Origin of the sequence: Comamonas sp. A7-5 (assembly GCF_039581385.1) — a bacterium.
Lineage (GTDB): Bacteria > Pseudomonadota > Gammaproteobacteria > Burkholderiales > Burkholderiaceae_C > Comamonas > Comamonas thiooxydans.
On sequence record NZ_JBCPWO010000003.1, the window covers coordinates 65751 to 80070 of the forward strand.

The window sequence follows — 14320 nt, forward strand, 5'->3', positions numbered from 1 at the left end:
GAACTCGCCTTGAAGGACAAGATGAAAAACTCTCAGGCGTCGCGCAGTTCCCTGCGCAGGATCTTGCCCACGGGAGTCTTGGGCAGATCCGTGCGAAAGACGATGTGGCGCGGACGCTTGTAGCCGGTCAGATTGGCTTGGCAGTAGTCGCGGATGGCCTGCTCGGTCAGTGCCGGGTCTTTCTTGACGACGACGAGCTTGATGGCCTCACCGGACTTTTCGTCGGGCACGCCGACCACCGCGCACTCCAGCACGCCGGGGCAGTTGGAGACCACGTCCTCGACCTCGTTGGGGTAGACATTGAAGCCGCTGACGATGACCATGTCCTTTTTGCGATCCACGATCTTCACAAAGCCGCGCTCGTCCATGGTGCCGATGTCACCCGTGAGGAAGTAGCCATCGGCCGTCATGACCTTGGCGGTTTCGTCGGGGCGCTGCCAATAGCCGGCCATGACCTGCGGGCCCAGCACGGCGACTTCACCGGGCAGACCCGGCTCGCTCACGTCCTGGCCGTCGCTGCCGACCAGCTTCACATAGGTGCTGGGCAGGGGCACTCCTATGGTGCCCGAGTAAGCCGTGGCCGTGACCGGATTGCAGGTCACCGAGGGACTGGTCTCCGAGAGGCCGTAACCCTCGCAGATGGGGCAGCCGGTCTTCTTGAGCCACAGCTCGGCCACGGCACTCTGCACGGCCATGCCGCCGCCCACCGAGACCTTGAGGTGGCTCCAATCCACGGTGCCGAAGTCGGGGTGGTTGGCCAGTCCGTTGAACAAGGTGTTGACGGCCGGAAAGCTGTGGAAACGATGTCTGGACAGCTCCTTGAGCGTGGCCTTGAGATCACGCGGATTGGGAATCAGCACGGTCTTGCCGCCAGTACGCATGGCCAGCATCATGTTCACCGTGAACGCGAAGATGTGATAGAGCGGCAGCGCGCAGATGCTGGTGGGCTGTTCGCCGGCCGGCACCTTCTTCATGGCAGGCTCGTTCCAGGCTTCGGACTGCAGCACGTTGGCGATGATGTTCCGGTGCAGCAGCACAGCACCCTTGCTCACGCCGGTGGTGCCACCCGTGTATTGCAGCAGCGCCATGTCGTCGGCCTTGAGCACCGGCGCGTTCAAGGTCGCACCGCGCCCCTTGGCCAGTGCATCCTTGAAGCGCACGGCACCGGGCAGGCTGAAGGGCGGCACCAGCTTCTTGACGGAGCGCACCACGTAATTGACCAGCATGCCCTTCAAAAGCCCCAGCTCGTCGCCCATGGCACAGAGCACGATGTGCTGCACGGCGCTGCCATGCATGCCGTCCTGCAGCGTCTTGGCGAAGTTCTCGATGATGACGATGGCCTTGGCGCCCGAGTCCTTGAGCTGATGCTCGAGCTCGCGTGCCGTGTAGAGCGGGTTGACGTTGACCAGTACATAGCCAGCACGCAGCACCCCGGCCACGGCCACCGGGTACTGGGGAATATTGGGCATCATCAGCGCCACACGGTCGCCACGCTGCAGCCCCAGGCTTTGCAGATAGGCGGCAAAGAGCTTGCTCTGCGCATCGACCTGGGCGAAGGTCAGCTCCTTGCCCATGAAGGAATAGGCCACCTTGTCGGCATGCTTGGCAAATGCCTCTTCCATCAAGGCCACCAGCGATGGATACTGGGACGCATCGATGTCCGCAGGAACTCCCTCTGGATATGCATTCAGCCAAGGACGGTCACTCATTCTTCTGTCTCCGTGTCTTATCGTCTGATCCGGCCATTGTGATAAAAAGCACGGTCGTTCGATACTGTAGTAACCCTAGGAAACAAGCCGGGTCACCTTAGTAACAGAAGTCAAAGCCCATGAAAAAAGCCCGCAGGCACCAGGCTGCGGGCTTTGAGTGTTTTCAGCCTCCAGCGCTTACTGGGAAAGCGCTGACAGCTATCAAACTTGAGTTCACTTGACCAGCTGGGCCAGATCGCCGGCGGCGTACTTCTTGGCCATTTGCTCCAGGCTGTAACCCTTGATCTTGGCACCCTGGCCTTCGCAGCCGAACTCGATGTAGCGGGCCTTGCAGACTTGCTTGGCCGCTTCGCGGGCAGGCTTGAGCCATTCGCGGGCGTCGAACTTGTCAGGATTCTCGGCCAGGAACTTGCGCACGGCGCCGGTCATCGCCAGACGAATGTCGGTGTCGATATTGATCTTGCGCACGCCGTACTTGATGGCTTCCTGGATCTCTTCCACGGGCACGCCGTAGGTTTCCTTCATCTTACCGCCGTACTGGTTGATGATGGCCAGCAGTTCCTGGGGCACGGAAGAGGAGCCATGCATCACCAGATGGGTGTTGGGGATGCGGGCGTGGATTTCCTTGACGCGCGAGATCGCCAGGATGTCGCCTGTGGGCTTGCGGCTGAACTTGTAGGCGCCGTGGCTGGTGCCGATGGCGATCGCCAGCGCATCCAGCTGGGTGGCCTTGACGAACACGGCAGCTTCTTCGGGGTCGGTCAGCATCTGGCTGTGGTCCAGCTTGCCCTCGGCACCGATGCCGTCTTCTTCGCCGGCTTCGCCGGTTTCGAGGTTGCCCAGGCAGCCCAGCTCGCCTTCCACGGTGGCGCCGATCTGGTGGGCCATGGCCACCACCTTCTGGGTCACGTCCACGTTGTAGTCGAAGGACGAAGGCGTCTTGCCGTCGCTCATCAGCGAGCCGTCCATCATCACCGAGCCGAAGCCCAGGTTCAGCGCGCCCTGGCAGACTTCAGGCGTGGTGCCGTGGTCCTGGTGCATCACCAGGGGGATGTGGGGATACATCTCGGCAGCCGCCTGGATCAGGTGCTTGATGAAGGGCTCACCGGCGTACTTGCGGGCACCGGCGCTGGCCTGCAGGATCACGGGCGCGCCGACTTCGTCAGCCGCCGACATCACGGCCTGGACCTGTTCCAGGTTGTTCACGTTGAAGGCGGGGATGCCATAGCCGTTTTCAGCAGCATGGTCCAGCATTTCGCGCATCGAGATCAAAGGCATGGTGGGTTCCGTTCAAAGTTTTGAGAGGCAACGCCCCCGGCGATGAATCACTGCAGTGCGCCGCACGACAGCTGTGGCCCGGGGAAAGACCAGCGGCCACGCTTCGGTAACCGCTTAGTAACCGGGTATTTTAACCGGCTAGCGGTATTTCCATGCGATAGCAGGTGGTGAAGCCTTGCGGCGCCTCGGCCACCATGAAGCGCCCGCCATGGGCCTGCATGACGCGGCTGACGATTTCATGGCCCAGATGCAGGCTGTCCACGGGCGGCACATGTACCGGTGCGGCATCACGTCGGCCGTCATCGCAGACCTGCACCCAGGCCCGTTCCTGGACGCTGTCAAGGCCGGCCTGCACCTCGATCTGCGTGCCCGTCGGTGTGTGGCGCACGGCGTTTTCCACCAGATTGCGCAGTGCCGAATCGAGCAGCAGCGCATTGCCGCGCACCGGCAGCTCCTGCGGGGCGTCCACTGAGATCATGTCTTCACGCTGCCAGGCATGCTGGGCCTGCGCCGCCGCCACATTGCGCACCACATCGGCCCAGTTCACGGTCTGCAAAGGCGCATCCAGCATGCCGCGTCCAGCCCGGGCCAGGGTCAGCAACTGATCGAGCACATGGCCGGCATGCAGGGCGTCCTGACCGATGCGCTGCAGCGCGGCCTGCATGACAGCGGTATCGGCCTGCCCCTCCGACTTCAGCGCCTGGGCCTGCAAAGCGATGGAAGCCAGCGGCGTGCGCAGTTCATGGGCCACCTCATTAGCCAGATTGCGCTCGCGCTCCAATGCCTCCTGCTGGCGGTCGAGCAAGGTGTTGATCGAGCTGACCATGGGCGAGAGCTCGCGCGGCACATGGGCATCGGAGAGGCGCTGGTCACGACCCAGATCCAGTGCCTCCACGCGTTGCGTGAGCTGATTGAGAGGACGCATGCCGCGGCGCATGGCCACACCCAGCGCAACCACGATCACGGGCAGCAGCCAGAATCCCGGCTCTATCATCTGCATGGCGATGTCGTCGGCCAGACTGTCGCGCTCGGCCAGGTCGATCATCACCGTGACCTTGGCAGTTTTGTCGTGGCTCCACTGGGTATAACTGCGCCAGGCCTTGCGTTCATCCGCACCAATCGTCGCAAAGCCCTGCTCGATGTCGAAGTCCGGCAAGGGCGCCTGTCCGGTGCGCGATATCAGCAGGCCTTGCGCATTCCAGAGCACCACGCTCAGCGACTCCTGATAGTCGTGGGCGTGCAGGCCTGCAGGCGGCTGGACAGCCGTGGTCTCTCCGGCCGGCACATCGTCCTGCACATGCCAGTTCAAGGTCAGCGCGGCCACTCCGGCCAGGTGTCCGTCGGTCAGCTCATCGGCCTCGTGCACTCCGGTCTGGTAGCCCCAGATGACGAAGCTGCCCCAGACCAGCGCCAGCGCGCCCAACATCCAGGCCAGCAGATTCAGCTGCAGCGAGCTGCGGCGCATGCCGGTCTGCGGCATGGCCTTCATTCCTGCTCCTGCGGCATGAAGTAGCCCACGCCGCGCATGGTCACAATGATCTTCTGGCCCAGCTTCTTGCGAAGATGGTGGACATAGACCTCCACGGCATTGCTCTCCACCGTATCGCCCCAGCTGTAGAGATGCTCCTCGATTTGCGGGCGCGACAGCACCCGCCCGCGCGCAAGCAACAAGGCCCAGAGCACGGCAAATTCGCGCGGTGATACCTCCACCTTCTGCCCCGCCTGCCTGATGGTGCGGGCAGCCGGGTCCACCTCCAGATCCGCATGGCGGATCACCGGCGATGCCTGACCGGCCGCGCGGCGCATCATGGCGCGCAGGCGGGCCTCGAGCTCGTCCATGTCAAAGGGTTTGACCAGATAGTCATCGGCCCCCAGATTGAGCCCCGCGACCCGGTCCTGCACCTGATCGCGTGCCGTGAGGATCAACACCGGCGTGGCCGGATCGGGCAGTTGCGGCACACCGGGCCGTCCTGTCTGCAGGCGCAGGCGGCGCACGACCTCGCTGCCATCACCGTCGGGCAGACCCAGGTCCAGCAACACGGCATCGAAGCGCTCGGCACTCAGGGCATGCCAGGCCTCGGCCACGCTGGCGCACACGTCCACCGCATAGCCGCGCTGCATGAGATTGGTTCGCAGCCCTGCTGCAATGCCTTCGTTGTCTTCGACCACCAGAATTCGCATGCACGCATTGTGCGCGGCAATTCGCCATCCGCTCAACTGGCTGGTCAACGCCGACACCCACCTCCCCTGATCGTGCATGGGCTTGACATCCGCAAGCCAGCATTTCGCTTTAACATCGGCCACCTTCCATTGCCGCAATCTGCCGCAGCGCCTTCATGTTCTTCTTCGATCCATTTCTGTTTGCGCTGTTCAATGCCGATGCCCAGACGCACTGGTTCAGCATCCAGCTGGCACGTGCACTCTCGGCCTGGTTGCCCAATCTCAGCGGCATTCTTGTCCTCATCGCCCTGGTGTTCGGCTCACCGGCAACACGCCGCACCATGTTGATGCTGCTGCTGTCCATGGCCACGGCCTGGCTGATCGCCAGACTCATACGCTGGGGCTTCCCGGCCCCGCGCCCGTTCCAGCTCAATCTGGGCACGCTATGGATTCAGCATGGAGGACGTGCCGGCTTTCCCAGCCTGCATGCCAGCGGAGCCTTTGCCCTGGCCATGGCCCTCAGCCTGGGCGCAACCCGCCACCGCAAGCCGCTTGTCTGGCTGGCCTGGATAGCCGCCATCGGCATCGCCTGGAGCCGCGTCCATCTGGGGGTGCACTTTGCGTCCGATCTGATGGCCGGCGCGCTGGTAGGCATCAGCGGCGCGCTCATCGTCTGGCACATCGCCTTTCAGCTGCGCCGCCGCCGTCATCTGCGCGTCGTGCCGCATCTCAAGCGCCTGCGCGGCGCATGGGCGGCCCAGGGCTGAGCCTGCTCTTAAGCGCTTGTTAAGCAGCGCTTTCTATCGTGGCGGACATGAAGTCGTCCGCCCCCTCGCGTCCCCTCCCTCCTCTTCGCCAAGCCTCCGCTCCAGCCCTGCTGAGCTGGACTGTCATTGCCCTGGCCTTCGTACTGGCCTGGGACATGAGCAGCCTTGACATGCCCATGGCGCACTGGTTTGGCAGCAGCCAGGGCTTTGCCCTGCAGAACGACTGGTTCATGGTCAACATTGCCCATGAAGGTGCGCGCAAACTGGCCTGGGCCATCGTCATGGGGCTGAGCCTGATGATCTGGTGGCCTATCGGCTGGATGCGAAAAGTGTCTTACCCACGCCGGATACAGCTGGTGGTGGGCGCACTGGTCTCGCTCATCATCATGGCGCTGATGAAACGCATCAGCGTGACCAGTTGCCCCTGGGACCTCGCCGACTTCGGCGGTGTAGGCCACTATGTCTCGCACTGGGCCTGGGGTGTCATAGATGGCGGCGGCGGCCACTGCTTTCCTGCCGGTCACGCCTCGGCGGGCTTTGCCTTCATCAGCGGCTACTTCGCGCTGCGCCACGACCTGCCGCGCGCAGCGCGCCTGTGGCTTGCCGCGGCTCTGTTTGCGGGTTTTGCCCTGGGCCTGGCGCAGCAGATGCGCGGTGCCCACTTCATGAGCCACACGCTGTGGACCGCCTGGCTGTGCTGGACGGCAAGCTGCTTTTGCGATCTGCTGACCACCCGCCGCCTGGCGCATCAGGTCCCGGCGGATGCAGCCCTGCCCCTCGACGAGCTGCTTGCCCAGGACTGAGCTCAGCACACACGCAAAGGTCATTCATGCTGCTTTTCGATGCCCCCGTATTTCACTTTCTGAATGCCAACGCCCAGAGCCCGCTGTGGTGGATTCAGGCCTCGCGCTTCGCCTCCAACTGGTTGCCCGGCCTGTGCGCCCTGCCCGTGATTGCCGCCATGCTGGCGCTTGGCAAGGGCTGGCGGCGCAGCCTGCAACTGGCCTTGCTGTCCATGGCATGTGCCTGGGTGACCTGCCGTCTGATTCGCTGGGGCCTGCCCATGCCCAGGCCGGCGCAGCTGAGCATGGGCATGCAGTGGATAGCACATGGTGCCAGCGCCAGCTTTCCCAGCATGCACGCCGCCGGCGCCTTTGCCCTGGCTCAGGGCATCAACCTGGGCGTGGGAAGACACCAGCGCTGGCTGGTTGTTGTCGCATGGCTTCTCGCCACCAGCGTGGCACTGAGCCGCGTGGTGCTCGGCGTGCATTTCCCTTCGGATATTCTGGCCGGCATGCTGGTCGGTACCGTCAGCGCGGTACTCGTCTGGCGCAGCGCATTGCAGCTCAAACAAGCGCAGCGCCGCAAACAGCTCAAGCGCCGCCTGCAACCCCTGCTCGGCTGATTCACGCTCTCAAAACAAAAGCTGCCAGCGCTTATGCATAAAGCGCTGGCAGCTTTTTTGATGAGGCATGCTTCAAGTCAGAGGCATCGAGCAAGAGCCGCCTCGCAGCGAAGATGCCGTCCCCCTCGGGGGGAAGCGGCATAGCCGCTCAGGGGGCTCACTCCACCCTGCAGATCTTGAGCATATTGGTACCACCGGGCTGGCCCATGGGCTCTCCGCAGGTGATGGCGTAGACATCACCGGACTGCACGATGCCGCGGGCCAGCAAATGGCCCTTGGCCTGGTCCAGCGCCATGTCGCGCTCGGCGCTGGTGTCCATCAGCAGAGGGCGCACGTTGCGGTACAGCGCCATCTTGCGCTGCGTGGCCAGCTTGGGGGTCAGAGCGTAGATGGGAATATGGATGCGATGACGGCTCATCCACAGCGCGGTCGAGCCGGAGTCGGTCAGCGCCACGATGGCCTTGGCACCCAGGTGATGAGCGGTGAACAGCGCGCCGATGGCGATGGCCTGATCGGTACGCTTGAACTGGCTGTTGCTGAAGTCGGCATCCTTGACGCGGTCTTCGGCCGCTTCCGCAGCGGCGCAGATGGCGGCCATTTCGCGCACGGTTTCCAGCGGGTACTTGCCGGCAGCGGTTTCGGCGCTCAGCATCACGGCATCGGTGCCGTCCAGCACGGCATTGGCCACGTCGCTCACTTCGGCACGGGTGGGCACGGGGTTGGTGATCATGGACTCCATCATCTGGGTCGCGGTGATCACCACCTTGTCCATGTCGCGCGCCATGCGGATCATCTTCTTTTGCAGCGCGGGCACGGCAGCGTTGCCCACTTCCACGGCCAGATCTCCACGGGCAACCATGATGCCGTCGGAGACCTTGAGAATCTCTTCCAGGCGCGGAATGGCCTCGGCACGCTCGATCTTGGCGATCAGGCCGGGCTTGTGGCCGTACTGGGCAGCGGCCACATTGCAAAGCTGGCGCGCCATTTCCATGTCGGTGGCGTTCTTGGGGAAGCTCACGGCCACGTAGTCGGCCTGGAAGGACATCGCGGTCTTGATGTCTTCCATGTCCTTGGCGGTCAGTGCGGGAGCCGTCAGGCCGCCACCTTGCTTGTTGATGCCCTTGTTGTTGGACAGCTCGCCACCCAGCTTGACGACGGTGTGTACCTCTTCACCGCGTACTGCGTCCACGGTCAGCACGATCAGGCCGTCGTTGAGCAGCAGCACATCGCCGGCCTTCACGTCACGGGGCAGCTCCTTGTAATCAAGGCCCACGCCGTTGATGTCGCCCAGTTCGGTGCGCGATGCATCGAGCACGAAGCGCTCGCCGGGCTCGAGCATGACCTTGCCCTCGGCAAACTTGCCGACGCGGATCTTGGGACCCTGCAGGTCGGCCATGATGGCCACTTCGCGGCCTGCACGCTGGGCAGCCTCGCGCACCATGGTGGCACGGTCGATATGGTCCTGCGCCTTGCCATGGCTGAAGTTCAGGCGCACGACGTTCACGCCTTCGCGCACCATTTGTTCAAGCAGTTGCGGATCGCTGGAAGCGGGGCCCAGTGTGGCGACGATCTTGGTAGCACGACTCACTTGCATGAAATGTCTCTCTCGCGATGGAATGTAATCGGGTTTCAATTCTGGCACGAATGCGGTTACATGACTGCATCTTGCACGCTGCTGCCGCACCCGACAAGCCAGCCACAGGACCACAAAAACAGTAGCTGCCTACGCATGTCCATTATTGAACTCAGGTCATATCAAGCATGAAATGTTTATATTTCAAGCGCTTGCAGCTACTGATTCAGAAGCATAAGAGCGAAACTCGCGCCCGAATCGGCGCGCCTGCTGCAGCGCATCAAAGACCGCGTCGAAACAGTTTTGCCCGGCAGGTTCAAATGTGCAGGCCTCAGATCAGCCCGTGCGAGAGCAGATAGGTCACCACATGCGTGAGCATGGCGGCCTCGAGCCCGTAGCGCCAGAACATGATGCCCGCCAGCAACCCGTAGACACTTTCACACACCAACAGCTGCAGTACGACCGGCGCCGACAGCTCGCCGACCACGGTCCAGCCCAGAAACACCGGAATGCAGCCGGACATCAAGGCAGCCAATGCAATCGCCGCCCAGCCCAGCCGCCAGTCCGGGCGCTGCCTGGGGCTGCCAAAGGCCTTCCACAGCAGCCACATCACGGCGCTCAGCATGCCAAGACGCAACAGCAACTCTTCGGTAATCGCGCCATAGAGCAGCTTGGGCCATAGCGGCAAGCCGTAGACCGGGTCCACAAAAGACATGCTCTCGGGCCAGACCACGGCCAACGTCACCAGCCAGGCCGCGCCGATCACGCCGCCCGCCACGCCGGGCAGGCTCAGCACGCGCATGCCGCGCCAGGGCATGCGCCCCTCGGCCACGGCATGAATCAATGGTGCGCTCAAGCCCAGCCTCGGGCCCAGCCGGACCCCGAGGCCCACGCTCAGCGCCAGCAGGACGCTCAACCCCGCCGTCGCGGCCCAGCCGACCACAATGTCTGAGCCGCCACTGGCCAGAGCGGCCAGCCAGGCAGGCGGCGTCGTCCAGGCCAGCGCCACCACGCCTGGCAGACCCAGCAACCAAAGCAGCAAGCCCATGCGCGCGGCAGACTGTGGCCTGGCCGCAGCGCGATGAGACAGGTGGGTAAAGGTCTGCGGCATGATGAACCCTGGCTCAGGCCTCTCAGTCACGCATCAACGCTTCGATCTCGTCGGCCTTGACCGGCACGCCGCGGGTGATGAGCTCGCAGCCGGTCTCGGTGACGATGGCATCGTCCTCGATGCGGATACCGATGTTGTGGAACTGCTCGGGCACGCCTGGCGCAGGACGCACATAGATGCCCGGCTCTACCGTCGTGACCATGCCGGGGCGCAGGATGCGGCTGGGGCGATTGGCAATGGTTTCGCCCGAGATCGGGTCCTTGCGCTCGCTGACCACGCCCAGCTCGCTGGGTTCCACATAGCTGCCGCAGTCATGCACATCCATGCCCAGCCAGTGGCCGGTGCGGTGCATGTAGAACTGGAAGTAGGCACGCGACTCGATCACATCCTCGGCCGTGCCGTACTTGGTACGGTCCAGCAGCCCCAGGTCCAGCATGCCCTGGGCCAGCACGGCCACGGTGGCGTCATGCGGGTCGTTGAAGCGCTTGCCGGCCCTGGTGACGGCAATCGCCGCTTCCTGGCTGGCCAGCACCAGGTCGTACAGCGCACGCTGCGCCCCGCTGAACTTGCCGTCGGCCGGGAAGGTGCGCGTGATGTCGCTGGCATAACCATCCAGCTCGCAGCCCGCGTCGATCAGCACCAGCTCGCCCGCGCGCACCGGCGCCTTGTCGGCCTGATAGTGCAGCACACAGGCATTGGCACCGGCGGCCACGATGGAGCCGTAGGCCACGTACTGCGAGCCATGCTGGCGGAACTCGTGCAGCAGCTCGGCGTCCAGATGGTATTCGCGCACCTCCTCGCCATTGCGGATCATGCGGGCCGAGCGCTGCATGGCACGCACATGGGCCTGGGCACTGATCTGCGCGGCGCGGCGCATGATGTCCTGCTCGTGCATGTCCTTGACCAGACGCATTTCATCGAGCAGCGCACAGGCATCGCCCTGCTGTGTGGGACAGAGCACGCCAAAGCGCGAGCGGGCGCGCACCTGGCTGAGCCAGCCTTCGACCTGCTCGGCCAGGCCCTTGTGGGTGGCAAAGGGGAACCAGACGCGCTCACGGTTTTCCAGCAGGCGCGGCAGGCGGGAATTGATTTCATCGCTGGAGAACGCCTGAGCCATGCCCAGCTTGGTCTTGGCAGCCTCGGGACCCAGGCGATAGCCGGTCCAGACCTCGCGCTCCAGATCCTTGGGCTGGCAGAACAGCACGCTCTTGCCGTCGCTGGTCAGCACCAGGCAGGCATTGGGCTCGGAAAAGCCCGTGAGGTAGTAGAAGTAGCTGTCGTGGCGATACAGATACTCGGTATCGCGGTTGCGATGCAGCTCGGGAGCCGTGGGGATGATGGCGACACCGCCGTCGCCCAACTGGGCGGCCAAGCGTGCGCGGCGTTGGGCATATACAGAAGTCATGGGCATATCGTAATGCTGGCCGGGCATCTGTACATCAGCTTACATCTGCGGATGTCAGCTATTGCGCTCCTACCCTTGTGCCGGTCTGAATCCCGGCGGCCAGCAGCGCCATCGCATCACCGGGCACCAGGGCCTCGGGCTGACTCGCGCGCCAGCCCGACCAGAGCAGGCTTGCCCCGGACAGAATCAGCAGGCCGCAGACCAGCCATTCCACCAGCCTTTTGGGCCAGGCGGGCGGATGTCTGGCACTCCACCAGGTCACGCCTGTGACGACAGGAAAGGCCAGTGCCGTCCAGCCCATGACCGCCCAGTTCAGTTGCCCCTCCACAGCCACCATGGCAGCGCGCAGCAAGGAGCAGGAGACAAACATGGCAAACAGGCAGTGGCGCACCAGCATGCGATCCAGCGGCTGACGGTAGAGGTGATAGACCATGGGCGGGCCGGGTGTGGCAAACAAGCCACCGAGCAGCCCCGACGACACGCCGGCCACCCACATCGATACAGGGCCCGAGGGCTGGTCCAGCGCCTTCTTCTGCATCAGCAGCAACATGGCGCACAGCACGATCACCAGGCCCAGCAGCATGCGCAGGCCGTTGAGCGTATTGCCGCTGAGCCAGTGCAGCAGCAGCACCCCGCCGACCACGCCCAGCACGCTGCTGATGAGCATGGGCTTGAGCATGACCCAGTCCGGCTCGAAGCGGTAGGCGCGCATATAGCTGATGCCGTTGATGATGGACAGCAGACAGGCCACATTGGCCGCATCGGCAATATTCATCAGGCCCGTGGCCCCTGCCACGCCGACAAAGATCAGTCCGAACGCGAAGCCCGTGAGGTTCTGGCAGAACGCGGCCAGCCCCACCAGAGCCATGAAGAAAACGATTTGCATGCACTCACCCGATGACGGCCACAAGAGGAACTGTGGATTTGCATCCGGTTGCGCCAGTCAGAATATTAAAAAGCATAGCAGACGCTTGCCATGACAAGCATTCGTGCAATCCACAGAGAAGCTCCTCAACTCATAGCTTCGTGCGCATTGCTGGCATGAGTTCCAAAGCAGTTTAGGGAGTAAGTATTTTTATCTGCTGCGCCGACCACTCGACCAGCTCGCCACGCTGCGCATGCCAGCCCTGGGGCGCGAAATCGGGCCAGTGGCAAAGCAGCTCGCGGGTTGGCATATCCCAGAGCCAGCTCTGCCCTTCGCCCACCACCAGCAAGCGACCGTTCACGCAGTGCAGATATCGGGCGCGCGGCAGGCCAGGCATGGGCCAGAGCTGGCCGGCATGGCCTTCCTCGGGCACAGGCGCATGGATATCGATGATCACCACGCCCGGCGCATGCAGACAGTCGCCAAAGCCGTCGTCATCCCAGTTGCCAACGTTCCAGATCGCGACGCGCGAGTCATCCAGCCACACGCAGGGCTGGTCCCAGCCCTCGCCCTGCGCCAGCCGCTTGCGCGAGGGGCCGTCCTCGGACTCCCAGCGATTGCCATCCAGCCAGGCCGGCAGCGACCACACGGCGGGAATGCCCACGGGCGCCCAAACCCAGCCGTCGTCCAGCAGCCATTGCTGCGAAGGGCTGGGCAGAAGACGGCCATGAAAATAATCCAGATAGTGCGGCTGCTCGAACGCCAGCCCATCGCGCTCGGTCAGGTTCTCGCCCGTCGCGCAATCCATGGCATCGAGCCGGTTCCACTGCGTGCGATGAATCAGCACATCGCGGCCCTGGTGCTGGACAAATGCGATGGAAAAAGGCACGGTCCTGGGGTGGTAGTCGCCCCCAAAAAGCTGCACGACGCGCTCGCCCGTACACAAATTCACCAGCACGCCAAATGTGCCTCCATCATCTGCAATCACCGCATAGTCGCCACTGATTGCGCAATGCACCTTGAAGCCATGCTGCCAGTGCGGCGTAGGCGATGTCGGCTCTGGCAAATCCAGCTGCGCCAGTTGCTGGCTCCGGCCGCTTGGCAGCTTCAACGCATGCAAGCCGCCGTCCCCGGTCAGCAGCAGCAACTGGCCCCAGCCAGCCTGCGCAGTGCAGGCGTGGACGATGTGCGGGCCTTGCCAGTCGATGCTGCGTGCGCTCATGTCTCAGCCCTGATTCAGCTCGGCCAGTCGCTCGGGCGTGCCCACATCGACCCAGCGACCGGTGTAGAGCGAGGCCCCCACGCGGCCGTCCTGCATGGCGCGGCGCAGCAGCGGGGCCAGCGGGGCGCGCAGGCCTTCGGGGTTTCCCGGCTGCACATCGAACCACGGTGCTGCAAACAGCTCGGCTTTCAAGAGCGCAATCGTGCTGTAGGTATAGCGCGGGCGTTCGTCGTCGGCAGACAGATCCAGCGCCTTGCCGTCCTCGCTCAGACCAAAGTCGCCACGCGGATTGTGTGCAGGATTGGGCACCAGCCACAGATGGGCCAGTTCATCGCTGTGCGCAAACGCCTGGGCATCCTGCACCGCAAAGCAGAAATCCGGCGCATAGACATCGCCTGCAGCCAGCCAGAAAACCCGGCCCAGCTGAGGCAGGGCGCGACTGATGCCGCCAGCGGTTTCAAAGGCTTTCTCGGGCTCCGCCGAATAGGCAAGCAATAGCTTCGCGCTCGCGCCCGCATCGGGTTGCGGCACGAATTCATCGCCGAAATACGCGGGAATCTGCGCCCCCAGCCAGCCGGTGTTGATGACGGCTCGCGACACGCCAGCGGCAAGCAGCGCCTGCATGTGCAACTGCAGCAGCGGCACGCCCTGCACCTTGAGCAGCGGCTTGGGCGTGACATCGGTCAGCGGCCTCATTCGCTCGCCCCGGCCTGCGGCCAGCAGCATTGCAGGAGGTTGCACCAGGAGGGAAGCAGCGTTTTCTACAGTCATTGCAATCAGCTTTTCAACACGGTTTGAGGTGCGCAAGACACCTGTTTCTGGGGT

General features: G+C 63.7%; 13 protein-coding genes. 3 read left to right on the top strand and 10 right to left on the bottom strand.

What is annotated here, in order from left to right; translation table 11 throughout:
• Positions 1 to 32: 32 nt before the first annotated feature.
• The 4 genes from AAIL67_RS05865 to AAIL67_RS05880 all read right to left on the bottom strand — a co-directional run bounded on the left by AAIL67_RS05865 (position 33) and on the right by AAIL67_RS05880 (position 5168).
• Entirely contained in the window at positions 33 to 1709 is a 1677-nt protein-coding gene (locus tag AAIL67_RS05865) for a long-chain-fatty-acid--CoA ligase (protein WP_034350834.1), read from the bottom strand.
• Between the two features lie 213 nt (positions 1710 to 1922).
• The gene (gene fba / locus AAIL67_RS05870) at positions 1923 to 2987 is read right to left on the bottom strand and encodes a class II fructose-bisphosphate aldolase (RefSeq protein WP_004340312.1); all 1065 of its coding nucleotides are present in this window, start codon (positions 2985 to 2987) and stop codon (positions 1923 to 1925) included.
• Between the two features lie 130 nt (positions 2988 to 3117).
• Positions 3118 to 4476 carry a histidine kinase dimerization/phospho-acceptor domain-containing protein gene (locus AAIL67_RS05875; RefSeq protein ID WP_343483569.1) on the bottom strand — a complete coding sequence of 453 codons (1359 nt, stop codon included), beginning with the start codon at positions 4474 to 4476 and terminating at the stop codon, positions 3118 to 3120.
• A complete protein-coding gene (locus tag AAIL67_RS05880) occupies positions 4473 to 5168 on the bottom strand; it encodes a response regulator transcription factor (protein ID WP_004340295.1) in 696 nt (231 codons plus the stop codon). The genes AAIL67_RS05875 and AAIL67_RS05880 overlap by 4 nt, the downstream gene beginning before the upstream one ends.
• A gap of 155 nt (positions 5169 to 5323) precedes the next feature.
• Here AAIL67_RS05880 and AAIL67_RS05885 point away from each other — a divergent pair, with 155 nt between their 5' ends.
• Genes AAIL67_RS05885 through AAIL67_RS05895 form a run of 3 tightly spaced genes read left to right on the top strand, consistent with a single transcriptional unit; the run spans position 5324 to position 7319 of the window.
• Positions 5324 to 5914: a phosphatase PAP2 family protein gene (locus AAIL67_RS05885; RefSeq protein WP_003072465.1), complete on the top strand. Its 591-nt coding sequence runs from the start codon at positions 5324 to 5326 to the stop codon at positions 5912 to 5914.
• Positions 5915 to 5961: 47 nt separating this feature from the next.
• Positions 5962 to 6717, top strand: coding sequence for a phosphatase PAP2 family protein (locus AAIL67_RS05890; protein WP_343483570.1), 756 nt, complete (start codon positions 5962 to 5964; stop codon positions 6715 to 6717).
• Positions 6718 to 6743: 26 nt separating this feature from the next.
• Positions 6744 to 7319, top strand: coding sequence for a phosphatase PAP2 family protein (locus tag AAIL67_RS05895; RefSeq protein WP_343483571.1), 576 nt, complete (start codon positions 6744 to 6746; stop codon positions 7317 to 7319).
• 157 nt (positions 7320 to 7476) lie between these two features.
• Here the strand turns inward: AAIL67_RS05895 and pyk are convergent, their stop codons facing one another.
• From pyk to AAIL67_RS05925, 6 genes are all read right to left on the bottom strand, one after another.
• Positions 7477 to 8913 (bottom strand): pyruvate kinase, encoded by a 1437-nt coding sequence (gene pyk / locus AAIL67_RS05900; protein WP_004340286.1) that lies wholly within the window; start codon positions 8911 to 8913, stop codon positions 7477 to 7479.
• 310 nt (positions 8914 to 9223) lie between these two features.
• A complete protein-coding gene (locus AAIL67_RS05905; protein ID WP_224649255.1) occupies positions 9224 to 10003 on the bottom strand; it encodes an abortive infection protein in 780 nt (259 codons plus the stop codon).
• 22 nt (positions 10004 to 10025) lie between these two features.
• Entirely contained in the window at positions 10026 to 11435 is a 1410-nt protein-coding gene (locus tag AAIL67_RS05910; protein ID WP_343483573.1) for an aminopeptidase P N-terminal domain-containing protein, read from the bottom strand.
• A 31-nt stretch (positions 11436 to 11466) separates the two neighbouring features.
• Complete coding sequence (locus AAIL67_RS05915) at positions 11467 to 12294, bottom strand: TSUP family transporter (RefSeq protein WP_034350862.1); 828 nt, start codon at positions 12292 to 12294, stop codon at positions 11467 to 11469.
• Positions 12295 to 12466: 172 nt separating this feature from the next.
• Positions 12467 to 13495, bottom strand: a complete 1029-nt coding sequence (locus tag AAIL67_RS05920; protein ID WP_343483574.1) for a hypothetical protein — start codon at positions 13493 to 13495, stop codon at positions 12467 to 12469.
• A gap of 3 nt (positions 13496 to 13498) precedes the next feature.
• Positions 13499 to 14266, bottom strand: a complete 768-nt coding sequence (locus AAIL67_RS05925) for a nucleotidyltransferase family protein (RefSeq protein ID WP_343483575.1) — start codon at positions 14264 to 14266, stop codon at positions 13499 to 13501.
• Between the last annotated feature and the right edge of the window lie 54 nt (positions 14267 to 14320).

What these genes read in the sequence shown, in the direction of transcription:
- AAIL67_RS05865 (WP_034350834.1), bottom strand. Translation starts at nt 1,709, where the DNA reads ATGAGTGACCGTCCTTGGCTGAATGCATATCCAGAGGGAGTTCCTGCG.
- fba (WP_004340312.1), bottom strand. Translation starts at nt 2,987, where the DNA reads ATGCCTTTGATCTCGATGCGCGAAATGCTGGACCATGCTGCTGAAAAC.
- AAIL67_RS05875 (WP_343483569.1), bottom strand. Translation starts at nt 4,476, where the DNA reads ATGAAGGCCATGCCGCAGACCGGCATGCGCCGCAGCTCGCTGCAGCTG.
- AAIL67_RS05880 (WP_004340295.1), bottom strand. Translation starts at nt 5,168, where the DNA reads ATGCGAATTCTGGTGGTCGAAGACAACGAAGGCATTGCAGCAGGGCTG.
- AAIL67_RS05885 (WP_003072465.1), top strand. Translation starts at nt 5,324, where the DNA reads ATGTTCTTCTTCGATCCATTTCTGTTTGCGCTGTTCAATGCCGATGCC.
- AAIL67_RS05890 (WP_343483570.1), top strand. Translation starts at nt 5,962, where the DNA reads ATGAAGTCGTCCGCCCCCTCGCGTCCCCTCCCTCCTCTTCGCCAAGCC.
- AAIL67_RS05895 (WP_343483571.1), top strand. Translation starts at nt 6,744, where the DNA reads ATGCTGCTTTTCGATGCCCCCGTATTTCACTTTCTGAATGCCAACGCC.
- pyk (WP_004340286.1), bottom strand. Translation starts at nt 8,913, where the DNA reads ATGCAAGTGAGTCGTGCTACCAAGATCGTCGCCACACTGGGCCCCGCT.
- AAIL67_RS05905 (WP_224649255.1), bottom strand. Translation starts at nt 10,003, where the DNA reads ATGCCGCAGACCTTTACCCACCTGTCTCATCGCGCTGCGGCCAGGCCA.
- AAIL67_RS05910 (WP_343483573.1), bottom strand. Translation starts at nt 11,435, where the DNA reads ATGCCCGGCCAGCATTACGATATGCCCATGACTTCTGTATATGCCCAA.
- AAIL67_RS05915 (WP_034350862.1), bottom strand. Translation starts at nt 12,294, where the DNA reads ATGCAAATCGTTTTCTTCATGGCTCTGGTGGGGCTGGCCGCGTTCTGC.
- AAIL67_RS05920 (WP_343483574.1), bottom strand. Translation starts at nt 13,495, where the DNA reads ATGAGCGCACGCAGCATCGACTGGCAAGGCCCGCACATCGTCCACGCC.
- AAIL67_RS05925 (WP_343483575.1), bottom strand. Translation starts at nt 14,266, where the DNA reads ATGACTGTAGAAAACGCTGCTTCCCTCCTGGTGCAACCTCCTGCAATG.